Source organism: Xanthomonas prunicola (assembly GCF_002846205.1).
Classification (GTDB): Bacteria; Pseudomonadota; Gammaproteobacteria; order Xanthomonadales; family Xanthomonadaceae; genus Xanthomonas; species Xanthomonas prunicola.
The window spans coordinates 406,577-426,805 of the sequence record NZ_PHKV01000004.1 but is presented as its reverse complement, the minus strand read 5'-3'; the positions used below and the strand labels follow the sequence as shown (position 1 = coordinate 426,805).

Here is a 20,229-nt window from a genome sequence, read left to right as displayed (position 1 = left end):
CCACATGCCGAACGCCCTGCACGCTCCGCGTCTAGCCATCGCCCTGGTCGTTGCCTTGATGATGGCGGCCTGTTCCCAATCCCAGGTCGAATCCACCGACCACTCCGCCGGCGATCCCGGCCACGCCAGCGGCGAGCATGGCTCCGGCTCGTCGGCAGGTCTGCCTACCGGCCGCGCCGACGCCGGCGACAAACTCGCGCATGCCAAGGGCAAGGCCACCGGGCAAAGCTGCGTGGACTGCCACGGCGCCGATGGCAATGCGCCGATCGATCCCAGCTATCCCAAACTTGGCGGCCAATACGGCGACTACCTGGCGCATGCGCTGCAGGCGTACCGCAGCGGCGACCGTCAGCATCCATTGATGACCGCGCAGGCAACCGCATTGAGCGATCAGGACATCGCCGACCTGGCGGCGTATTTCGGCGCACGTCAGACCCAATTGCGCGATCTGCACGGCATCAAATGATCGCACCATGCGCCCCGCGCCAGTCTCATTCGGAATGAAAAAGCGCTTGCGCGAACATTAACAGGCCGCTATCATTTCGTTCTCAGTTTCGTGGGGCCATAGCTCAGCTGGGAGAGCGCCTGCATGGCATGCAGGAGGTCGGCGGTTCGATCCCGCCTGGCTCCACCACTCCAGACATTAGGCCGTCTGGAATGGACAACGAGGTTTTGATACGCGTCCCCATCGTCTAGAGGCCTAGGACACCACCCTTTCACGGTGGACACCGGGGTTCGAATCCCCGTGGGGACGCCAATCATCTGAAAGCCCCGGCACTGCCGGGGCTTTTTTTTGAATGATGCAGCCCTATCGCAGTGCCCGATGGCGTACCTGCCTCGCCCATCCGGCGAATCAGAAGCGACGGCGCATGCCGATGAGGACGTTGGGACAAAACCGTATCGCGCGCACAACGGGTGCGTCGCCCTGCTGGCGAGCACGCTGACTTCCGCAGAAGGCGGCACATTCGCCTGCATCCAGTCGCTCAGCAGCTGCTGCATCACTTCCTTGCCCAGACCGCGCCCCTGCCAACGCGGATGTACCGCAACGTCACAGACCTGCAGTGGCAACCGCCATCAGCGATGATGCACCCCATCGCCACCAACGCATCGTTGGAGGAGCCGAAGACGCCGAACAGCGTGCTCGCCAGTGCGCGCTCAACCGCATCGACTGTCTTTGCGCTGAGTCCAGCCCGCACGCGCAAGCTGTAGTACGCATCAGCCAGCGGGCGGGCGTGGCGAAACAGCACCACATCAAGATCACTCAAGCCTCGTTCTCGGCCCTAGGCCCTAGGCCGCGCAAAGCCTAATGATTTCGACACGTCGCATCATGACCAATACAGCGATATCCCTGATGCATTCGCAAAAAAGATCGTCAAGTTCGCCGGTGTACTAGCAAAAAAGAGTCATGACAATTGGTGCACACTTTTGTCGTGAAGCGCGGCGCACTGACGAAGTCGCATCTCGCCACCGCACCTGTTGAACGCAACGCGCACCAGCAAGGACGCACTGCATCAGGGGCCGCGCGCCCTTGCCACGACACCCGCGCCCGGCGAGTCGCAACTCAAATGCGCAGGGCGTGCCGGCCAAGTGCCGCAAGCGATCGCGTGCATGCGTAATCCATTGCGGCGCTCGAACGCGCAAGGCGTGCGCCCACCTCGCCCAACCAGGCGCAGGCGTTTCAGAAGCCGTGTCACTGCGCCTCACCGCGTACGGCAAAAAAGTTGCAACATTGCTTTGCAAACGGCGATGAGTTCGCTATGATTGCCGGCTCGCAGCAACGCGGGGCCATAGCTCAGCTGGGAGAGCGCCTGCATGGCATGCAGGAGGTCGGCGGTTCGATCCCGCCTGGCTCCACCACTCCAGACATTAGGCCGTCTGGAATGGACAACGAGGTTTTGATACGCGTCCCCATCGTCTAGAGGCCTAGGACACCACCCTTTCACGGTGGACACCGGGGTTCGAATCCCCGTGGGGACGCCAATCATCTGAAAGCCCCGGCACTGCCGGGGCTTTTTTGTTTTTGCCTCGACCTCCGTCCCGGACGAACGTTGCGGCAATTGCAGGACGGGACCAGTAGGCGTGCAAATGCTTGCCAGTTGTGCAACTTGCATGCAACACCCCGCTAAGCACTCGCAAGCCGCTGCATTGTAGGCCTGGTCTGTGGACCTCACACTGCGCTCTAGCGCGACGCAGGCTCGCACCGCACGCTATCGCGATGAAGAAAGCCTCCGTTCGATATGCACCCCAGCCACGCGGTGCACTGTGCAGAGCACCTCAGGCCTGCCCGCTATCCAGCGCCTTGCGGCCCTCGTGCGTCAGGTCGATATCACCATCTTCGGCTTGCGTGGCATAGCCGGCGCGTACCGCCCAGTTTCCCTCTTCGTCGGCGACTGGCTTGGTGTCATGGATGTCGCGCAGGATGCGCAGCTGCTGCGAAGGATCGAAGTCCATGGAGGCCACCTGCTTAAAAGAGACGTCCAAGGTACGCACGCCGCGTGATGGTTGCGTGCCTGCAACGTCATCCATTGACTGCGCACTGCATTGCACGTGTGCACACACAGAGGCAAGTGTGTATCCGATGCAGTTGCGCGGCGATGGAGGACACTCGGTACACAAGCGTTCGCATCATGCCCACAGGGTTCGCGACGACAGCGCGTGCACCTCCACGACCCCCACTCCGCCCGTGCTCAGCCAACTGCCAACTGACGAATGAAGGTCACCCGCGTCGCCGATCGCATCGAGGCCAATCGAGGCCTGCATCCTGCCGAAACGGCACACAGCAAAAAGCCCCACCGGATTTCTCCAGAAGGGCTTTCGCCGGTACTGCAACAACTTGGTGCGAAGGTGGGCAACGAAAACCCATTGATATCAACCATTCTGCGCAGGATGCCCGAAAGATACCGCCAAAGTTACCGCCACGAGGTGGCCGCTTGGGCCATCTGCAGGCAGCCGTTCCCGCCTGCAGATGGCCCCCCGCTTCCCGGAAGAAAGTTGGGATTGACCCTCTTTAGCCGACCAGACGTTGCTGGGCGATGGGCTATTCAGCGCTTGCTGCAAAGCGTGTCCAGTTCGATTTCTTGCACGGTTCCGGGGACGACAGGCAATGCAGCAGGGCGTAATGGGGCAGAAGACGTGCCATTCGAGTTGCCCAGTGCGTACTCAACGCTCATAAGCAGCTTTGCCGTGCGCTTTGCGCAGTCAAACTCAATGCGTGACACAACTCGCTGCAGAGTCCCTTGCCCAGTTCTTGCGATGAGGTGAACACCCCACTGCTGAATCCAGGCAGTCGTGATGCCTGGTGATCTGGATATCGTCTTCGAGTCGACTTGGACGGGATCTCCATCTGCGGTTTCCGCAATTTCGATCCATCTTGGATCATTCACAATGATCGCCCGGCAACTCCAGCCGGGTGGGAGGGGCTTTGTACTGTAGGTGACTGGCTCGCCTTCCTTCTTGCAATTGAATACTGCCGTTTGAGCCTCGGCAACGCCGGATGCCAGCAGCCAACCAGCAATGATGAGAAAAACCGCCTTCCACATTGCCGCCCCCATATCCGCGATGATCCGCCATTCCGAGCAGGCCAACAGGCTCCGCGAATCCATATTAGCGACTTTCGCCTCCCCGGCTAGCCCTTGTACTGCTTCAAGTTCGAAAGTGCTTTCGCCTTGCCCTCATCGGTTCTCGGGCCAGTGGATCGCCCACCATGGAAGCGGCAGCGGAGCTTGCCTGGCTCTGGCTTCGCCTGGCATGGCTGGCCGTCGCGGTGGCGAGTTGCCCCGCACTTGTTGGCCCGCTGGTACGGCCTTGCGGTGATCTTCTGGTTTCCCGCTCGCCCGGAGTCATACGCATGCGCGCACGCCCGCGATGGGAGCATTAATTCCGGCAGTGGCGCCGAAGTCAAACGCGCCCGCGCGAAATGGTCAGTTAATTCCGGCGTTGGGGCCGTAGCTTTGGGCTGGCCTACTTGGCTGTACTTTACTCCGGTCAGCTCGGCCCACTCGATCAAGATGGCGTCCAGTACCGCGCTATTGGTTGCCTCAATGCTGCGGGGCCGCTCCTGCGCCTGCCGCGCCTCGAACACCGCCAGCGCCCTCCGGCCGGGCATGTAGTCGATGCGGCGCATTGTGGCCCGCCGCTCCCTTTGCAGTTTGGCCAGATGAAGCTTGTCGCCGCTCAGGTATCGGTCGTGCATCACCCACCTCCATGCAAGGGGCGCGCTGTAATTGGTCCGTGGTGGCCCATAGATCTAGCTACCGCTTGGTAGATATCTAGAAGGTGCCCGATAGCCGGGGCACCGAAGCGAGTGAAAGCTGCCCTGTAGGACCGACCACCGGGCCACACTGCCCCGATAGTCGTACCTACTGGCGCGCTCCTTGACCCGATAGCCGGGGCGCACTGCCCCAATGACCGGGGCGAGCATCGCGTTTTCATGCCACCACGCGCAGCAGTCGCACGCACTTTCGCCACATGTTTGACGGGACCACGTTGGGCTTTACATCCAGCTTGCCGCCGCATTCCTCAATGCCCATCCAGGTGAAAGCAAAAAGTGAACACCAGTGCAGGCCACCTTGCCGGGTCTGCTCAATCAATCCAGCGGCCAGCAGCTCCAACAACGCCTTGCGCAGCGTGTCCTTGGACTTCCAGCCACGCTTGTGCATGACAGACCACGCCGCGCTCTGATCTCCGTTGTTGTAGCCATTGAATTGAGCGCCCAGATCCAGCAGAAGCGCACGCGCCTTCATGGAGAGGCCGCAGAACGCTGGACTTTCCAGCACTTCGACACTAACCCGGAAAAATGCACCGCCCGACTTGCGGCCTTTGAAGCGTTCCCGTTTCCTGGCGCTCATCGCGTGCCTCCCCGTATGGCGCCAAGCGCGCGGTGGACGCTCCCAACACCGTCGAAACAAGGCCGGCTCACCGGGAACCCTCCAGCGCAGCGCGTGCTGCATCCAACAGATCGGCCGCATCCACGACGGCCCAGTGTGGCTCGTCGGTCAAGCGCGCCCATGCTTCAAGCTGGGCCTGCGCCGCTTCCATGGCCACCGCCGCCAGATACAAGGCCGCCTCCATCGTGTAGTCTCGACTCGCACCCAGCCTGCCAGCGTGTGCGCCGTGGCCCGCCTCGTGCGGGCTGCGTTGTTTATCAGGGAAGCGCATCAGCCACCTCCCCCTGCATCGCGTACTGCGCTACGCGGCTATGTGGCCGCCCTTGGTCGTCCAGCAACCGAATCAGGCGAGTCACGATGGGGTGCCCCTCCTGCCGCAACTCGAATACGCGGACGCCGGGCACGAACACGTTCAAGTCTCGCCGGGCGTCCAGCGTCGTCACTGGCCCCTTTCGCAACGCGGCCAACAGGCGCGCGCGCTGGGCAGATGCGGAAGTATCAACGATGTTCGCCTCAGGCCCGTTTTCAGCCGCCGGAGCATGCGTGTTGTTCTGGCTCATGGAGCCACCTCCTTGCCGGTGGCCTCGATCAACGCGCGAATGTCCTCGACCCGCCAGGCGGTGCAGCGCTCGCCCAGTTTGACCGGCTGCGGATAGCGGCCGGACCTCACGCCGGCCCACCAAGTGGACCGGGAGACCGGGATCAGGGCTGGGATGGCCGTAGTGTTGGTCTTGGTGTCGGCAGCACGGCCGACGATTTGGGGAAGTCGCAGGAAGCCCGTTGTGGGCAGTGGTGCAAGCTGCATATCTATGTCCGTCACCGCTCCGGGATGGGCGGCGTTGGACTCGAAAACTATGCTTTGAACCTACCTGCTAGTTGCAATTGCAGTCTTCAGCAGTGCAATTGCAGTTGCTTTCATTTTGTTCGCTTTTCCATGGCTTCTCCGACCTTTTTCAGATGCTCGCCAATGGTTCGGCCGGTCAGCTGCAACTCCGGCACAATGGCGGCTATCGTGTCGCCAGCCTTCATGTGCTGCGACAAATCCAATTTCGCATGCTTTGCAAGCGCACCGATGACGCATAGCAACGTCGTGCGCTCGCGCTCATCAAGCGGTTTGTTTGCCTTGGGGGCGATCTCCGGCACAGGCACGATAGCAGCGAGATCGGCAGCGCTGGAGCGATCACGCTCCCGCACAGCCGCGAGCAGCGAAGCAGGAAATGTGTCGAACTGCTGGGCTGCCCATTCTGCGGCAACGCTGGGAACGAAATGCCTAGCAGTGCCATACATCCGCGCCGCTGAGTCCGCGTCATCTCTTGGCACGAATGCGAGCCTCTGGGAAAGAGTGCCTCTGCGGATATCGTCCTCTGCACGCAGTATCGCTATCGCTTGCTGGTCGCTTCCATTGACCCGTCCGGGATCGTTCGGCATACCGCGTTCATCGGGCACAAAGCCGCAGCACAGAGCCGCCAACTCTGCCTCGCTCCACAGGTCTTTCTTTGCCCAGTGAGGCCAGCGCTTTTCGCGTGATAGCTTGGCTTCCTTGGCAAGCTGCTTGGCCTTTTCCAAGTCGCTCGATTTCGCAGCTTCAACCTGCGCATTAAGCTCTGCCAAACTCATCGCCTCATAGCGTGCGCGCTGCTTTTCCATCGGCGTAGCTTCGTTGGATCGGCCTGCCATCGCTAGATCGCGCTTCCAGCTTGCTTTATCAAGCATGGCATCCAGGCGCATGCCAGATAACGTGGGCACCGGGGGCGGGGCGAGCGATCCGAACTGGCGGCGCAACAGGTAGTCGATCAGTTTCTTTCGGTCGTAAATTTCCGGCATGGCGCACCCTTGCGCCCCTGAAATAGTCCCCACACCAGGCCGGCAGGGTGTCCGGCTTTTCGCCCCGTCGGGCTAGGTGCGGGTGTTCGATGAAAGCTCAGCCCGCCTTGGCCCGTAGCGGCACGACGTTACCGCCAGCGCACAGGCCGTCCAGATAGTCCGCCCAGGCCTGCATCATGCGCACGCGCTCGGGCAGGTACTGCGCCGCATGCGTGTATGCCTCGCGGACCTTGTTTGTTTCGGCGTGCGCCAACTGCCGTTCGATGGCGTCGGCGTTCCAGCCCATCTCATTCAGCCGGGTGGCGGCCATGCTGCGGAAGCCGTGACCGGTCATCTCGTCGCCGGAATAGCCCAGTGCGCGAAGGGCGGCATTGACGGTGTTTTCCGACATGGGGCGATTGGGGCGCAGGCCGGGGAACACATGCTGGCCGCCGCCGGTCAGGGCATGCAGATCGCGCAGGATCGCCACCGCCTGACTGGAAAGGGGCACCAGGTGCGACGCCTTCATCTTCATGCGCTCAGGGCGGATGCGCCACATGGCGGCGTCCAGGTCGATTTCCTCCCATTCGGCCGCGCGCAGTTCGCCAGGGCGAACGAACACCAGCGGGGCCAGCTTCAATGCCGCATGGGTCACCGGCTGCCCGCTGAACCCGTCAATGGCGCGCAATAGCTGGCCGATCTTGGCCGGCTCGGTTACAGCGGCATGGTGGCGCGCCTTGGCAGCTTTGAGCGCGCCCCGCAGGCTGGCGGTGGGATCGATCTCCGCCTTGCCTTCCAGCATGGCGTAACGGAACACCTGCCCTGCCTTGATCTTTGCGCGGGCGGCTGTTTCCAGCTTGCCGGTGGCTTCGATCTTGCGCAGGGCGTCCAGCAGCTCGCGGGGCGTGATCTCGCCGACAGGGCGGGAACCGATCTCGGGAAACAGGAAGGTTTCCAGCAGCCAGCGATTCTTCTCCGCCGTGACTCGTGCGACGGTCTGGCGGGCCATCCACTCCCGGGCCACCAGCTCGAACGTCTCGCCAGCGGCATCCACCAAGGCGGCCCGCTCCTGCTTGGCCTGCTTCCGTTGCTCGCCGGGGTCCACCCCAGCAGCCAGCAGCTTGCGCGCGGCGTCGCGCTTCTCCCGCGCATCGGCAAGGCCGGTATCCGGGTAAGTGCCCAGGCTCAGGGTGTTGCGCTTGCCCGTCACCGGGCGCCGGTAGTCCCAGCGCCACCAGCGGGCGCCATCCGGCCGCATAAGCAGGTACAGGCCGCCACCATCACGCAGTTTGAACGGGACAACTCCGGGCTTGGTCTTGCGGATGGCGGTATCTGTCAGCGGCATGGCGGTAACTTTCGGCCTTGGCGAGCGGTAACCACCGCTGTTACCGCCAAAGCTACCGCCACTTACCGCCGGATTTCAACGCATGTCGCTGGACGCAGTTGGACCAACAGACACAACAAAACCCGCCAAGTTGCGGGTTTTGTTGAAGTTTCTGGACGCTACTGGACATCCTGAAACGATGCACTGGTGCCGAAGGTGGGACTCGAACCCACACGCTTTTAAGGGCGGCGGATTTTGAGTCCGCTGCGTCTACCGATTCCGCCACTTCGGCGTGGCCGCGCAGTATAGCGACTTGTGGATGAAACGAACAGTGTCAGTTTGCGCCTGACGAGTTCAGGCGCAAGCAGGGCATGCAGCACTGGGTAAGGGCAGTCCCGATATAATGGCCGACTTAGTGAAGGAGCAAGCGATGTCGGTGTTGCGTGGAGTTCGGGTACTCGTGGTCGAAAACGATGACATGAATGCCATGCTGCTCGATCTGCAGCTTGTTCAGGCGGGTGCGGTCGTCATGGGCCCTGTGGGCGAAGTGCGCGACGCCTTGCAGCTGATCAGCGAGGACGCGCCGGATATCGCAGTGTTGGACTATCGCCTGGGGAATGGTGAAACCAGCGAACCGGTCGCACGCCTGTTGTCCGAGCGTGGTATCCCGTTCGTGCTGGCAACTGGCGTTGCCAGCGGCAGCATTCCGAGCGGTTTCGAGCGTGGCGTCATTCTGACCAAGCCTTACCTGTCCGACGAACTGGTCGGCGCGTTGTCCAGGGCGCGCGAGTCGAGCGGCGCCAAGAGCTGAGCCGCTTCCCCTGCTGCGATGCTCGCCTGCCACTGTGCGGGTTTGGCCGGCATGTATGCCCCCTCCTCTTAACCACCCGACCCGCCCAGACGCGGCGTGTCTGATAGCCTACGCAGCAAGCCTATTGACTGAATCGTCGGATCCTCGACGAAGCCGTTGCAGGCCCGGTTGCCACTAAAATCTGCCATCGAAGAATGACGGGCGGGTCGCTGGATGGATATCGCCGTGTCGCCGTTGGCCGGCTTGCTGCCGGGGACGAGCGAAACTACAGCATTGTTAGCCGCTTCCGCGCACGCCGCGGACGCCCTGCTGCGCGAAAGCCCCGCGCTGCGCACGGCCTTGTCGATCTGCTTGCATGCGCAGGTTCCGATGCTGCTGGTATGGGGCCGCGACGACCGCTGCATCTACAACGATGCCTGTATTGCAGTGCTGGGGCCTAGTCATCCGGCGGCATTCGGGCAGCCGCTTGCGGCGCTGACTAACGCATCCGGTGGCGAGGGCGAGCAAGCGACCAATACACCCCTGAATCTGGCGACCTGGTCATGCAGCCCGGTACTGCAAGCTGGCGAGCGGCTGGGTGCCTTGTACGTCGGCGTTGCAACTTCAACCACTGACGTCAGCGAACAACATCACAGCGACTGTCGCGACAGCTTTTTATTGATGCTGGAAGACGCGCTACAGCACGTGTCCGATCCGCGACAGATCATCGACACCAGCGTGCGCTTGCTTGGCGAACATTTGCACGCGAACCGTTGCGCGTTTGGCCTGGCCGCCGCCGATGGCAGCACCCTGCATGTGATCAGCGACCATGTACAGGACATGCCGAGCCTGCAAGGCGATTTTCCGCTGGAGGCGGCGCAGGGCCTGCGCGATGCGTTGCTGGAAAATCGTCCCTGGTTCACCACCGATGCAATGGCACCGGGTGCGCCGGACTATGTGGCCGAGCAGTACCGCCGCTCCGGCTTGCGTGCCTCGCTGGCCATTCCATTGCACAAGCACGGTCGCCTGGTGGCAGCGATCGGTGTGCATCAGCGCGCGCCGCGGCACTGGCTGTCGACCGAGATCGAACTGGTGCGCTTGGTGGCGGCACGCTGCTGGGAGTCGATGCAACGGGCTAAGGCACAGCAGCAACTGGCGGCCAACGAAGCGCGCCTGCGTCGCCTCGCCAACACGCTGCCGCAGATCATCTTCATTGCCGATCCAGACGGACGCCCGTACTACTTCAACCAGCGCTGGTACGAGTACACCGGCCTGGATCCTTCCAACGACGAAGAAGCCGCGTGGCACCGGGCACACACTGCCGACGGCCTACGCCTGTCCACGCAGGCCTGGACATTGGCATTGAGCGGCGAGCGCGCATTCGAGGTGGAGTGCGAACTGCTGCGTCACGATGGGCTGTCGCGTTGGCATCTGGCGCGTGCACTGCCGGTACGCGGCGACGACGGCAGCATCAGCGAGTGGATCGGCACCTATACCGACATCCATGACCGGCGCGCGTTCGAACAGCAATTGCGCGAAAGCGAAGTGCGCTTCCGTGCGCTCTGCGAAACCGTCCCGGCGATGATCTGGATGTCCGACGCGCAAGGCGATTGCGTGTACTGGAATCCGCGCTGGTACAACTTCACCGGACAGGGCGAAGACCAGGCGCTGGATCAGGGCTGGTGGGATGTGATGCATGCCGATGATGCGGCACGCGTGCGGCATGCCTTCGAACAGGCGCTCAATCAACGCGGCGAATTCCTCGCCGAATACCGCGTGCGTCGCCACGATGGGCAATACCGTTGGTGCATCGACACCGCATCGCCGCACTTCGCCAGCGATGGGCGCTTTCTTGGGCACATCGGCTCGCTCACCGACATTTCCGAACGCAAGCACATCGAAGACACCACTGCCTCCGACCGGGCGATCCTGAGTTTGATCACCACCGGCGCACCACTGGCGGTGGTACTGGATGCAATTGCGCTAAGCGTTGAGGCACGCGGCGAAATCCCGCTGTACTGCTCGGTGATGGTGCGCGACGAGGTCCGCCATACCTTGAGCTTCGGCTCCGCACCGCATTTCCCAATCGAATACCGCGGACACTTCGAGCCATCGGCGATCGGGCCGGATGGCCCGCCCTGCGCGCTTTCGGCGCATCTGGGCCGTCAGGTGATCTGTGCGGACATCCAGGCCGATGCCAGCTTTGCCAGCCACCATGCGATCTCGGCGACGATGGGCATCGCGGCGTGCTGCGTCACTCCGATCCTGGCCAGCAATGGGCAAGTCCTGGGCACGCTCAACATTTATTACGACCGCCCTCACCTGCCCTCGTTACGCGAACAGGCAATGGCGCGCTCGGCCTCGCATTTGGCCGGCATCGTGATCGAACGCACCCGCGTGGATGCCAAGCTCAAGTTGTCGTTGCAGGCAGAAACCGCCGCACGCGCCCAAGCCGAGCATGCCAGCCGCGTCAAAGACGAATTCCTGGCCACGCTCAGCCACGAGTTGCGCACACCACTCAACGCGATTCTGGGTTGGTCGCGGTTGATGCAATCGGACATGACGGAGCCGGCCAATCTTGGCCGTGGTCTGGTGATTATCGAACGCAGTGCGCGTGCGCAGACGCAGATCATCGACGATCTGTTGGACATGAGCGCGATCCTGTCCGGCAAGATCCGCCTGCAGGCCGAGCATTTCGACATCGCCGGCTTGGTACGCAGCACGCTGGAACTGATGCAGCCGACCGCGCTGGCGCGCGAGATCGCGCTTGAGCTGGATGCGCCTTGCGATGTCCAATTGTGGTTCTTTGGCGATGCCGGGCGGCTACAGCAGGTGCTCACCAACCTGCTCAGCAATGCGCTCAAGTTCACCCCGGCCGGCGGCACGGTACGGGTGGCGATGGACGTCGAAGACGAGCGCCTGCGCCTGTGCGTACAGGACACCGGCATCGGCATTGCAGCGGAATTCCTGCCACATGTGTTCGACCGTTTTCGGCAGGCCGATGCCGGCACGACACGCCGCGTCGGCGGACTGGGCCTGGGCTTGTCGATCTCGCGTCAGTTGGTGGATCTGCATGGCGGCAGCCTGGGTGCGTCCAGCGCAGGCGAAGGACAGGGTGCGCTGTTCACCATCGTGTTGCCGTTCCAGCACGGGGTCAGCGAGCTCCGCCCTGCGTCGGCAGACACCGCACACGTTGGCGCGTTGCCGGACGAGTGCCGTCACCGCCTGGCCGGCGTGCGCCTGTTGCTGGTCGACGACGATCAGGATTCGCGCGAGGCAGTGATGCAGTTCCTGATGCTGGCCGGCGCGCAGGTGCAGGCTGCAGGCTCGGTGGACACGGCCGAGCAGTGTTTGGCGAATGCGCACTTCGATGTCTTGGTGAGCGATATCGCAATGCCATTGCGCGATGGCTACGACTTGATCCGAACGGTGCGTTCGGGCCGCGCCGATCTACCACGACATATTCCGGCCATCGCACTCACCGCTTATGTTCGCGAAGAAGACCGCGACCGCGCGGTGGTGGCCGGCTTCAGTGCGCACATGGGCAAACCGGTGGAACCGCCCGGCCTGGTCGATCTGATCGAGCGCTTGATCTTGCCGACGCGTGTGGTGCGGGATGCGGTGCAATAGCGCTGGAGCGTGCCTGGTCGATGACTTGGTCACTGATCGGCATACTGAGGAAGCCTGCCCGCACCGAGCGCTTTTTCTTGCTACGGTGCAGAGAGGGTGGAACGCTTAGTTCGTCGAGGGCGCGCTGCCCTCGCTGCACGCGGATAAGACTGCGCAAATCACCTTGTCACTGATCGTCAAAATTGACCAAGCCGAGCTGCACCGGTGCAATCACAGGCGACGGCACTGAAAAGTCTGGCGAGTTGCTTTCTTGAAGAATAAGGACACCGCGTCGCGCAACTTGGCGGTCGCTTTGTTGAAAACGCTGCGTACCGACCAGGCCTGACTGGACCTTGTCCGCCTACCGTGGCGGGACCTTACGTAGCATGGATGCTGTGTAAGCGCTTACATGGACGTACTTGCAGCGTGCCCCACGGGTGGGCGGGCAAGCGCCCTGCAGCGACGTCGCAGATCACTCGAAGCTTCTGGCGGCATGCCAGTTACCAAAGAAACCAACCAGAGGTGCCCGCCACCTATGGCGTCATGATCTGCGGCTAAGACATCCAAGCCCAACCGCAGACCAGACCATTGCGACGTCAGATCCATGCCACGCCGATCAACCGAACAATCAAACGCACGACTTAACGACGCTTAGCACGTGCAAATGCAGCTGCCAGCGCATTGTCGGCCGGCGGCGCGGTGATCCGCGGTTGACTGTTGGCTTGCGCCTGACCGCGCCCACCACCGTCGCGCCGGCCCTGCCCAGGACCGGGGCCGCGCGCCTGGCGCGGTTGCGCTGAGCCATCCGCCGGTGGCGGCGTATCGGACAAACGGCAGGTCAGCGCGATGCGCTTGCGTGCCACATCGACTTCCAGCACCTTGACCTTGACGATGTCGCCGGCCTTGACCACATCGCGCGGGTCCTTGACGAAGGTCTCCGACAACGCCGAGATATGCACCAAGCCATCCTGGTGCACGCCGATATCGACGAATGCACCGAACGCGGCCACGTTGCTGACCACCCCTTCGAGCACCATGCCTGGCTTGAGGTGCTTGATGTCCTCAATGCCTTCGGCGAACTGCGCTGCCTTGAATTCGGGACGCGGATCGCGGCCGGGTTTTTCCAGCTCCTTGAGGATGTCGCGCACGGTCGGCACCCCGAATTGTTCGTCGGTGAACATCTCCGGCTTCAGGCCACGCAAAAAACTGCCATCGCCCAGCAATGCCTTGATCGGCTTGCCGGTGCTGCTGACAATGCGCTCGACCACCGGATACGCCTCCGGATGCACCGCCGACACGTCCAGCGGCTCTTCACCATCGGCAATGCGCAAGAACCCCGCGCATTGTTCGAAGGTCTTGTCGCCCAGGCGCGGCACCTTCAGCAGGTCCTTGCGGCGCTTGAACGGGCCGTTGTCGTCGCGATGGCGCACGATATTCTCCGCCACCGTGCCGGACAGGCCGGACACGCGCGACAACAGCGCCGCCGAGGCGGTATTGACGTACACACCGACCGCGTTGACGCAGTCTTCCACGCGCGCTTCCAGCGCCTTGGCCAAACGATATTGATCCACATCGTGCTGGTATTGGCCCACGCCAATTGCCTTCGGCTCGATTTTGACCAGCTCTGCCAACGGATCCTGCAGACGACGCGCGATCGACACGGCACCACGCAGCGATACGTCCAGATTCGGAAACTCCTTGGCTGCGAACTCGGACGCCGAATACACCGATGCGCCCGCTTCGCTGACCACGACCTTCTGCAGCTTGGCCGCGCCGCACAGCGCAATCGCCTCGCCGGCCAGCTTGTCGGTCTCGCGGCTGGCTGTCCCGTTGCCGATCGCGATCAGCTCCACGTTGTGCTGCATGCACAACTTTTTGATCGTCTGCAGCGACTGATCCCACTGCCGCTTAGGCTCGTGCGGATAAATCGTTTCGGTGGCCACCAGCTTGCCGGTGGCATCGACCACAGCGATCTTGCAACCGGTACGGATGCCCGGATCCAGCCCCAGCACGACGCGTGGGCCGGCGGGCGCCGCCAGCATCAGGTCCTTGAGGTTGTCGCCGAACACCGCAATCGCTTCGGCTTCTGCCTTTTCGCGCGCCTGGTTGAACAGGTCCAGCAGCAGGTGCATGTGCAGCTTGGCGCGCCAGGTCAGCCGGCAGGCATCCAGCAACCAGCGATCGGCCGGGCGTCCTTCATTAGAAATGCCGGCATTGCGCGCCACGCGCCCTTCGGCATATTGATGTCCGGCCTCGGCATCGCTGCCCGGGTCCAGATCCAGGTACAGGATTTCCTCGCGTCGCGCGCGAAACAGCGCCAATAAGCGGTGCGACGGAATCTTCGCCAGCGTTTCGGCGTGATCGAAGTAGTCGCGGTATTTGGCACCGGCCTCTTCCTTGCCCTCGGCCACGCGCGCGCGGATCACGCCGTTGTCGTTCAACCAGCTGCGCAGCTCACCCACCAGCGCGGCATCTTCGCCCCAGCGCTCCATCAGGATGGCGCGCGCGCCTTCCAGCGCTGCCTTGATATCGGCCACGCCCTTCTCTGCGTCGATGTACGACGCAGCAGCGACTTCCGGCGCCTGGTTCGGGTCGGCCAGCAAGCCGTCGGCCAGCGGCTCCAGACCGGCTTCGCGCGCAATCTGGGCACGCGTGCGCCGCTTGGGCTTGTAGGGCAAGTACAGATCTTCCAGCCGCGACTTGCTGTCGGCCGCCATGATCTCGTCGCGCAATTCGTCGCTGAGCTTGCCCTGCTCCCCAATGCTGGACAGGATCGCCGCGCGGCGTTCTTCCAGCTCGCGTAGGTAGGTCAGGCGCGTTTCCAGGTTGCGCAACTGGGTATCGTCAAGGCCGCCGGTGACTTCCTTGCGATAGCGGGCAATGAACGGAACGCTCGCGCCCTCATCGAGCAGGGCAATGGCGGCGCGCGCCTGGGCGGGTTGGGCACCGATCTCGTCGGCGATGGTGCGAGCAATCTGCTGGGCAAGCTGGCTATCGTGCATGACGGCGCGGCGTGAACCGCTTCACTGAAAAAAAGCATTTTCGCAGTGCAGGCCCGCTACGGAAACCCGTTGACAGCGCCGTCATAACCCTATGCCGCCGCGCTCAGCTGACGTGACGCGCGTAGTGGGTAGCGGCGCGTTCGACCAGAATGCTTTCGTGCAGCGATTCCAGCGCCATCACACGGACCTTGCCTACGTCCTTCAGCGGCACCATGCGCTCGACATACACCTCAGGACCAGCGTCGGTCATCGCACGCGACTTGCTGAAGCCGTAAGGCACCACGCCCTTGTCGCCATCTTTGCTGCCACCGACGTACAGGACAATCGACATACCCACACCCTTTTGCTGCTGTTGCTGCGTTGTGGCGCAAGGATAACCAGCACGCCGTGAGGAGCTTTCCACGCACGTTAACGCCGGCTGTTTGCGGTTTGGTGACGGCGGCAAGACGGGGCCCGCCTCACGGCCGCTTCACCCCACTTGGCTGTCAATCGCGATCCGCCCGCTCTCTATACACCACCGCATGGACCTCAAAAGTGGCTACCCGTTCTGGTCGATCCGCAATGGATTAATGCGCGCTTACCCGCGCCTGGAGCAAGACACCCAATGCGAGATCGCCATCGTCGGTGGCGGCGTCACCGCCGCGCTGCTTGCGCACGAATTGCTGCGCCACGGACACGCAGTGGTCGTGATCGAACAGCGCGACATCGGCTGGGGCAGCACCTCGGCCAGCACCGCCTTGCTGCAGTACGAAATCGATACGCCGATGATCGAACTGGCCAAACAGCACGGTATGCAGGCAGCGGCGCTGGCCTATGGCGCGTGCGCACAAGCCATTCTCGATCTGCAGGGCCTGTGCAATACCTTGGGCGGTACCGACTTCACACGCCAGGACAGCCTGTACTACGCCAGCCGCTCGCGTGATGTAAAAGACCTGCGCAGCGAGCTGGAGACCCGCATGGAGCACAAACTGCCGGTGGAATGGATCGGACGCGAGCCGCTCTGGCACAACTACGGCGTGCATTCGGACGGCGCGATTCTGAGCCGCCTGGCCGCCAGCGTGGACCCTTACCGCCTCTGCTATCGCCTGTTTGGCGAGTGCGAGCAGTACGGCGCGCGCATCTACGACCGCACCACCATTGTCGCGATCGACCCGCACGACCAGCATGTCCAACTGCGCACAGCAGAGGGCGTCAGCGTGCGTGCGCGTAACGTGATCCTGGCGGCCGGCTATGCCAACCAGCGCTGGCTCTCGCAGCCGGTGGCGCGTAACCGCAGCAGCTACGCCTTCGTCACCGACCCCTTGCACGATGACGAGATGGGTGCGCTCAAGCACACCATGATGTGGGAGACCGCGCGCCCATATTTGTACGTCCGCAGCACCCCGGATGGGCGCGTGGTCGCCGGTGGCGAAGACGACAATATCGACATCCCCACGCGCCGCGATGCGCGGGTGCAGAACAAGCTCAAGACGTTGCTGAAGAACATTGCCAAGACCATGCCGGATATACGCCTGCGCCCGGCGTTCGCATGGGCTGGCACCTTCGCCGAAACTGCCGACGGGTTGCCGTTCTTCGGGCCGCACGCCGAACTGGGGCCACGCGTGTCGTTCGCGATGGCGTATGGCGGCAACGGCATTACCTACAGCGCGATTGGCGCGGGCTTATTACGCGCCCAACTGGAGGGCAGGCCTCACCCGTTATCCGACGTGTTCGGCTTCTCGCGTTTGGGTTGAAACCACCAAGGCCACCAGCCGTGGCCATGCATCGCGTACCTATCGGCGGCCCGCTCCAGCGGGTTGCGTACATGGATGCCGCCGCACAACAGGTAGACCGGCAAAAACAGCGGTCCCAGCAGCATGTATTGATACACATGCGCGCGCTCGTGGTCGCCCAGGCGCACCGGAGGATGCTCGCAACGGCCCGCAGCGTGCGCGTAGGTACTGCACTGCAGGTCGAGCGACGCACCCTTCAGCAGGATCACGTTGCCCAACGTCATCGCCCCGCCCGGCCCCCATGGCCAGGCATGGAAGACCACCGCATGTTCCCGTGCGGACCAGAGTGCGTGTGCGCCAAAGCAACACCCGGCAGCGCCGATCGCCAGCCCGAGCAAGGTATTGGGCAGCGTCCATAACGCGCCCAGCGCCTGCAGTGCAAGCCGCACGCGCGTTGCCGGATTCAGTCGGCCTGGTTGGGAATCAGCAGCCACAGAATCAGATAGACCAGGATGCCGGGAAATGCGGCCGAGGCAATCGACACGATCACGAACAATACGCGCAGCAGCGTGGAGCTCCAGCCAAACCGATGCGCGATGCCGCCAACGACACCGGCGATCATGCGGTCATTCAGGGAGCGGGACAGCGTGGTAGTGGACATGGCAAGACTCCTGCAAACGTAGCCAACAGTCTAAAAAGCGCGACGGGAGCACATCGTGACGGCTGCACAGCCTGCTCAGCGCAGCGTCACCCGCGCGTGCGGCAGGCCGCGATGTCAGGCATTGCCGCCGCGTTCCTGCAACCAGCGATGGATCGCCACCGGCACCTCGCGCTGGGCACGTCCGGAGACGTAGATCCCGATATGCCCACCGCGGAAGCTGAGTTCGCTGTAATCGTCGCTTCCGACCAGCCCACGCAGTGCGCGCGAGGCATCCGGCGGCACCAGGTGGTCGTGTTCGGCGTAGATATTCAGTACCGGCATATCGAGCGCCTGCAGATCGACCGCCTGCCCGCCGATCCTTACTTGTCCGGTGACCAGCCCATTGCGCTGGTAGAACAACGTGACGAATTCGCGGAAGGCTTCGCCCGCCAGATCGGGCGAATCGAAGATCCACTTTTCCATGCGTAGAAAATCTTCCAGCGCCTGCTTGTCGTCGAGGATGTCGAGCAAACCCACGTATTTCTGCAGATTGAGCCGGAACGGCTTGAGCATCAGGTAACTGGCGTTCATCAGATCCGCCGGCACGTTACCCATCGTGTCCACGAACAAATCCACATCGACCATGCGCGCCCAGTTGGACAGCATGTTGTCGGGGGTGTGGAAATCCACCGGCGTCACCATCGTGATCAGGTTGCGTACCTTGTCGCGTTGTAGCGCCGCGTAGCACAACGAGAACGTGCCGCCCTGACAGATGCCGAGCACATCGACCGCCTCCAGCCCGGACTGCGCGCGCAAGTGATCCACTGCACCATCGATGTAGCGCAGCAAATAATCTTCCAGCGTGAGGTAACGCTCGGAGCGATCCGGGTAGCCCCAGTCCAGTACGTAGACGTCCTGGCCGTGACTCAGCAGCCCCTTCACCAGCGAGCGATCCGCCTGCAGATCGACCATGTACGGGCGATTCACCAGCGCATAGACGATTAGCAGCGGCGTCTTGGCCACCGGCGCCTGCTCGCCGATGAAGCGATACAGCACCACCTTGCCGTCGCGCCAGATTTCTTCGCGCTCGGTGACGCCGTAATCCACGTCGTCCACGCCCGGCAGCAGCTTGAGCCCTTCGCGCAACTTGCGTTGCATCGACAGGGTTTCCTGCATCAGGTCTTCGGCACTGAATCCCAACGGGCCTTTCATGCCTGCGCTCCACGTGGCTTGCGTGCGGTGGGTTTGCCAGCCGCAGGCTTGGCCGAGGGTTTCGCGCCAGTGCCCTTTTTAGCCGGCGTCTTTTTCGCCGGCTTAGTGCTGGCCGAGGTCTTTTTAGCCGCCGTCGTTGGGCCCGCAGACTTTTTGACGGACGCCTTCCTCGATGCACCCTGCTTCACCGCCCGCGCTGCCGTGGGCGGCAGGGCTGCACCGCTCGGCTTGGCGGCCGCTGCTCGCTTGCCTGCGGCCGGCGCGACCGGATCAGATTCGGGCGCCGCCGTGGGCTTGCTCGGCGGTGACGCTGCGGCGCGTAACATCCTCCTGACCAAGCGTTCCAGTTCGGCGATGCGGCGGTGCGCGGCGTCCATCTCGGAGCGTGTCGGCATGCCGATGCGTTCGCTAAGTTGCTCGATCTCTTCCTGTAGCGCAGCGCGCAGGCGCATGTGCGCATTGGCGAAGCCGCCGTACACCTCGCGAAAGTGATCCGACAAGGCGATGTCGGCATAGGATTCCTCGGCCGCTTCGATCCACAGATCGAACAAGGCGCGGGCGCTGGTCAACTGGCTGCCGCTACTTTCGTGCTCGCTCAGTTTGGACGCAAAACGCGCAAACGCCTGCTCGATCGCCGCCTTGAGTTGCTCGCCGTAGGCTTCCGATTGGGCCTGGAAATCCTGCTGCGCGCGGGCCAATTTCTGCAGGCGCGACTGGTGATTGCGGTTCAAACCAAACGCCGGCATGTCCAGCCACGGCGCGTTTTCCTCCCGCCATTTTTGCAGTGTCTGCGCCGCTTCCTGCAGCCACGGGTCGAACCCGCCCGGGCTGCCGCCGCGCAGCGAGCCCAGCGTCCACTGCATCAGCTGTTCGCCCTGCCCTTGTACGGCTTGGCGCCAGGCATCAGCCACTTCATTGGCCGACGTGTCGCGCCCGGCAAACTGCGCGGCCACTTGTTGCATGGTGCCGAACCAATCACCGGCCTGGGTACGGAAGCGATTGATCGCCTCCTGCGCCTGCGGTGCGGCCTGGGTGGGCAGCAACTGCGACCACCAATCCACCGCCTTGCGCCAATCCTGGGGGGCGTCGCCACCGGACGCAGGCGGCGGTTGTTGCGCAGCGGCGCCGGCCTGGCCGTGGCGCATGGCATCTCCCCAGGCAGCCCAGTATTGGCGCGCCTTGTCGTCGAAGTTGCCGTTGTCCGAACCGCTGCTTGCCATCATTCCGTCCCGTGACCGTTCACCGAGCCAT

19 protein-coding genes, 5 tRNA genes and 1 pseudogene are annotated in these 20,229 nt (G+C 63.0%); 8 read left to right on the top strand and 17 right to left on the bottom strand.

Annotated elements, in window-relative coordinates; all coding sequences use genetic code 11:
* Nucleotides 1-4 precede the first annotated feature (4 nt).
* The 3 genes from XpruCFBP8353_RS15355 to XpruCFBP8353_RS15345 all read left to right on the top strand — a co-directional run bounded on the left by XpruCFBP8353_RS15355 (nt 5) and on the right by XpruCFBP8353_RS15345 (nt 757).
* On the top strand, nt 5-466 hold the full coding sequence (locus tag XpruCFBP8353_RS15355; RefSeq protein WP_162301069.1) for a c-type cytochrome: 462 nt from the start codon (nt 5-7) through the stop codon (nt 464-466).
* 92 nt (nt 467-558) lie between these two features.
* A tRNA-Ala gene (locus XpruCFBP8353_RS15350) sits at nt 559-634 on the top strand.
* A 47-nt stretch (nt 635-681) separates the two neighbouring features.
* Nucleotides 682-757: transfer RNA gene (locus XpruCFBP8353_RS15345), tRNA-Glu, on the top strand.
* A gap of 176 nt (nt 758-933) precedes the next feature.
* On the opposite strand, the pseudogene XpruCFBP8353_RS24330 reads toward XpruCFBP8353_RS15345, so the two are convergent.
* Nucleotides 934-999 (bottom strand): annotated as a pseudogene (locus tag XpruCFBP8353_RS24330) (hypothetical protein); the annotation flags it as partial.
* A 782-nt stretch (nt 1,000-1,781) separates the two neighbouring features.
* Here XpruCFBP8353_RS24330 and XpruCFBP8353_RS15335 point away from each other — a divergent pair.
* A tRNA-Ala gene (locus XpruCFBP8353_RS15335) sits at nt 1,782-1,857 on the top strand.
* Nucleotides 1,858-1,904: 47 nt separating this feature from the next.
* Nucleotides 1,905-1,980, top strand: a tRNA-Glu gene (locus tag XpruCFBP8353_RS15330).
* Between the two features lie 294 nt (nt 1,981-2,274).
* Here XpruCFBP8353_RS15330 and XpruCFBP8353_RS23965 read toward each other — a convergent pair.
* The 10 genes from XpruCFBP8353_RS23965 to XpruCFBP8353_RS15285 form a co-directional block, all read right to left on the bottom strand.
* Nucleotides 2,275-2,451 carry a hypothetical protein gene (locus tag XpruCFBP8353_RS23965; RefSeq protein WP_101364028.1) on the bottom strand — a complete coding sequence of 59 codons (177 nt, stop codon included), beginning with the start codon at nt 2,449-2,451 and terminating at the stop codon, nt 2,275-2,277.
* A 590-nt stretch (nt 2,452-3,041) separates the two neighbouring features.
* Complete coding sequence (locus XpruCFBP8353_RS15320) at nt 3,042-3,602, bottom strand: surface-adhesin E family protein (protein WP_101378135.1); 561 nt, start codon at nt 3,600-3,602, stop codon at nt 3,042-3,044.
* A 23-nt stretch (nt 3,603-3,625) separates the two neighbouring features.
* Entirely contained in the window at nt 3,626-4,192 is a 567-nt protein-coding gene (locus XpruCFBP8353_RS15315; protein ID WP_053054266.1) for an HGGxSTG domain-containing protein, read from the bottom strand.
* Between the two features lie 235 nt (nt 4,193-4,427).
* Nucleotides 4,428-4,847 carry a hypothetical protein gene (locus XpruCFBP8353_RS15310; protein WP_053054265.1) on the bottom strand — a complete coding sequence of 140 codons (420 nt, stop codon included), beginning with the start codon at nt 4,845-4,847 and terminating at the stop codon, nt 4,428-4,430.
* A 67-nt stretch (nt 4,848-4,914) separates the two neighbouring features.
* On the bottom strand, nt 4,915-5,070 hold the full coding sequence (locus XpruCFBP8353_RS23730; protein ID WP_155405762.1) for a hypothetical protein: 156 nt from the start codon (nt 5,068-5,070) through the stop codon (nt 4,915-4,917).
* A gap of 73 nt (nt 5,071-5,143) precedes the next feature.
* The gene (locus XpruCFBP8353_RS15305; protein WP_053054264.1) at nt 5,144-5,446 is read right to left on the bottom strand and encodes a helix-turn-helix domain-containing protein; all 303 of its coding nucleotides are present in this window, start codon (nt 5,444-5,446) and stop codon (nt 5,144-5,146) included.
* Entirely contained in the window at nt 5,443-5,691 is a 249-nt protein-coding gene (locus tag XpruCFBP8353_RS24475) for a helix-turn-helix transcriptional regulator (protein WP_053054263.1), read from the bottom strand. Before XpruCFBP8353_RS24475 ends, XpruCFBP8353_RS15305 begins: the two co-directional genes overlap by 4 nt.
* A gap of 110 nt (nt 5,692-5,801) precedes the next feature.
* On the bottom strand, nt 5,802-6,710 hold the full coding sequence (locus tag XpruCFBP8353_RS15295) for a hypothetical protein (RefSeq protein WP_095574786.1): 909 nt from the start codon (nt 6,708-6,710) through the stop codon (nt 5,802-5,804).
* Nucleotides 6,711-6,807: 97 nt separating this feature from the next.
* Nucleotides 6,808-8,034 carry a tyrosine-type recombinase/integrase gene (locus tag XpruCFBP8353_RS15290; protein WP_053054261.1) on the bottom strand — a complete coding sequence of 409 codons (1,227 nt, stop codon included), beginning with the start codon at nt 8,032-8,034 and terminating at the stop codon, nt 6,808-6,810.
* 184 nt (nt 8,035-8,218) lie between these two features.
* Nucleotides 8,219-8,305, bottom strand: a tRNA-Leu gene (locus tag XpruCFBP8353_RS15285).
* A 138-nt stretch (nt 8,306-8,443) separates the two neighbouring features.
* On the opposite strand from XpruCFBP8353_RS15285, the gene XpruCFBP8353_RS15280 reads away from it, so the two are divergent.
* The gene (locus XpruCFBP8353_RS15280; protein WP_101364027.1) at nt 8,444-8,824 is read left to right on the top strand and encodes a response regulator; all 381 of its coding nucleotides are present in this window, start codon (nt 8,444-8,446) and stop codon (nt 8,822-8,824) included.
* 660 nt (nt 8,825-9,484) lie between these two features.
* Complete coding sequence (locus XpruCFBP8353_RS15275; protein ID WP_407071314.1) at nt 9,485-12,433, top strand: PAS domain S-box protein; 2,949 nt, start codon at nt 9,485-9,487, stop codon at nt 12,431-12,433.
* A gap of 620 nt (nt 12,434-13,053) precedes the next feature.
* On the opposite strand, the gene XpruCFBP8353_RS15270 is transcribed toward XpruCFBP8353_RS15275, so the two are convergent.
* Complete coding sequence (locus XpruCFBP8353_RS15270) at nt 13,054-15,414, bottom strand: Tex family protein (protein WP_101363963.1); 2,361 nt, start codon at nt 15,412-15,414, stop codon at nt 13,054-13,056.
* Nucleotides 15,415-15,517: 103 nt separating this feature from the next.
* Nucleotides 15,518-15,745, bottom strand: a complete 228-nt coding sequence (locus XpruCFBP8353_RS15265) for a hypothetical protein (RefSeq protein ID WP_101363962.1) — start codon at nt 15,743-15,745, stop codon at nt 15,518-15,520.
* 190 nt (nt 15,746-15,935) lie between these two features.
* Between XpruCFBP8353_RS15265 and XpruCFBP8353_RS15260 the strand changes: the two genes are divergently transcribed.
* A complete protein-coding gene (locus XpruCFBP8353_RS15260) occupies nt 15,936-17,147 on the top strand; it encodes an NAD(P)/FAD-dependent oxidoreductase (RefSeq protein ID WP_101363961.1) in 1,212 nt (403 codons plus the stop codon).
* Here XpruCFBP8353_RS15260 and XpruCFBP8353_RS15255 read toward each other — a convergent pair.
* From XpruCFBP8353_RS15255 to phaE, 4 genes are all read right to left on the bottom strand, one after another.
* A complete protein-coding gene (locus XpruCFBP8353_RS15255) occupies nt 17,105-17,593 on the bottom strand; it encodes a hypothetical protein (protein WP_162301078.1) in 489 nt (162 codons plus the stop codon). The genes XpruCFBP8353_RS15260 and XpruCFBP8353_RS15255 overlap by 43 nt on opposite strands.
* A complete protein-coding gene (locus XpruCFBP8353_RS15250) occupies nt 17,590-17,787 on the bottom strand; it encodes a PspC domain-containing protein (protein WP_010373240.1) in 198 nt (65 codons plus the stop codon). Before XpruCFBP8353_RS15250 ends, XpruCFBP8353_RS15255 begins: the two co-directional genes overlap by 4 nt.
* Before the next feature lie 114 nt (nt 17,788-17,901).
* On the bottom strand, nt 17,902-18,978 hold the full coding sequence (locus XpruCFBP8353_RS15245; protein ID WP_101363959.1) for a class III poly(R)-hydroxyalkanoic acid synthase subunit PhaC: 1,077 nt from the start codon (nt 18,976-18,978) through the stop codon (nt 17,902-17,904).
* Nucleotides 18,975-20,201 carry a class III poly(R)-hydroxyalkanoic acid synthase subunit PhaE gene (gene phaE / locus XpruCFBP8353_RS15240; protein ID WP_101363958.1) on the bottom strand — a complete coding sequence of 409 codons (1,227 nt, stop codon included), beginning with the start codon at nt 20,199-20,201 and terminating at the stop codon, nt 18,975-18,977. Before phaE ends, XpruCFBP8353_RS15245 begins: the two co-directional genes overlap by 4 nt.
* Nucleotides 20,202-20,229 lie beyond the last annotated feature (28 nt).

Excerpts from the sequence above, each read along its gene's own strand:
- XpruCFBP8353_RS15320 (WP_101378135.1), bottom strand. The coding sequence starts at position 3,602 with ATGGATTCGCGGAGCCTGTTGGCCTGCTCGGAATGGCGGATCATCGCG.
- XpruCFBP8353_RS15295 (WP_095574786.1), bottom strand. The coding sequence starts at position 6,710 with ATGCCGGAAATTTACGACCGAAAGAAACTGATCGACTACCTGTTGCGC.
- XpruCFBP8353_RS15280 (WP_101364027.1), top strand. The coding sequence starts at position 8,444 with ATGTCGGTGTTGCGTGGAGTTCGGGTACTCGTGGTCGAAAACGATGAC.
- XpruCFBP8353_RS15355 (WP_162301069.1), top strand. The coding sequence starts at position 5 with ATGCCGAACGCCCTGCACGCTCCGCGTCTAGCCATCGCCCTGGTCGTT.
- XpruCFBP8353_RS15260 (WP_101363961.1), top strand. The coding sequence starts at position 15,936 with ATGGACCTCAAAAGTGGCTACCCGTTCTGGTCGATCCGCAATGGATTA.
- XpruCFBP8353_RS23965 (WP_101364028.1), bottom strand. The coding sequence starts at position 2,451 with ATGGACTTCGATCCTTCGCAGCAGCTGCGCATCCTGCGCGACATCCAT.
- XpruCFBP8353_RS15310 (WP_053054265.1), bottom strand. The coding sequence starts at position 4,847 with ATGAGCGCCAGGAAACGGGAACGCTTCAAAGGCCGCAAGTCGGGCGGT.
- XpruCFBP8353_RS15290 (WP_053054261.1), bottom strand. The coding sequence starts at position 8,034 with ATGCCGCTGACAGATACCGCCATCCGCAAGACCAAGCCCGGAGTTGTC.
- XpruCFBP8353_RS15265 (WP_101363962.1), bottom strand. The coding sequence starts at position 15,745 with ATGTCGATTGTCCTGTACGTCGGTGGCAGCAAAGATGGCGACAAGGGC.
- XpruCFBP8353_RS15305 (WP_053054264.1), bottom strand. The coding sequence starts at position 5,446 with ATGAGCCAGAACAACACGCATGCTCCGGCGGCTGAAAACGGGCCTGAG.
- XpruCFBP8353_RS23730 (WP_155405762.1), bottom strand. The coding sequence starts at position 5,070 with ATGGAGGCGGCCTTGTATCTGGCGGCGGTGGCCATGGAAGCGGCGCAG.
- XpruCFBP8353_RS15250 (WP_010373240.1), bottom strand. The coding sequence starts at position 17,787 with ATGTCCACTACCACGCTGTCCCGCTCCCTGAATGACCGCATGATCGCC.
- XpruCFBP8353_RS15315 (WP_053054266.1), bottom strand. The coding sequence starts at position 4,192 with ATGCACGACCGATACCTGAGCGGCGACAAGCTTCATCTGGCCAAACTG.
- XpruCFBP8353_RS15245 (WP_101363959.1), bottom strand. The coding sequence starts at position 18,978 with ATGAAAGGCCCGTTGGGATTCAGTGCCGAAGACCTGATGCAGGAAACC.
- phaE (WP_101363958.1), bottom strand. The coding sequence starts at position 20,201 with ATGATGGCAAGCAGCGGTTCGGACAACGGCAACTTCGACGACAAGGCG.
- XpruCFBP8353_RS15275 (WP_407071314.1), top strand. The coding sequence starts at position 9,485 with ATGCTGGAAGACGCGCTACAGCACGTGTCCGATCCGCGACAGATCATC.
- XpruCFBP8353_RS24475 (WP_053054263.1), bottom strand. The coding sequence starts at position 5,691 with ATGCAGCTTGCACCACTGCCCACAACGGGCTTCCTGCGACTTCCCCAA.
- XpruCFBP8353_RS15270 (WP_101363963.1), bottom strand. The coding sequence starts at position 15,414 with ATGCACGATAGCCAGCTTGCCCAGCAGATTGCTCGCACCATCGCCGAC.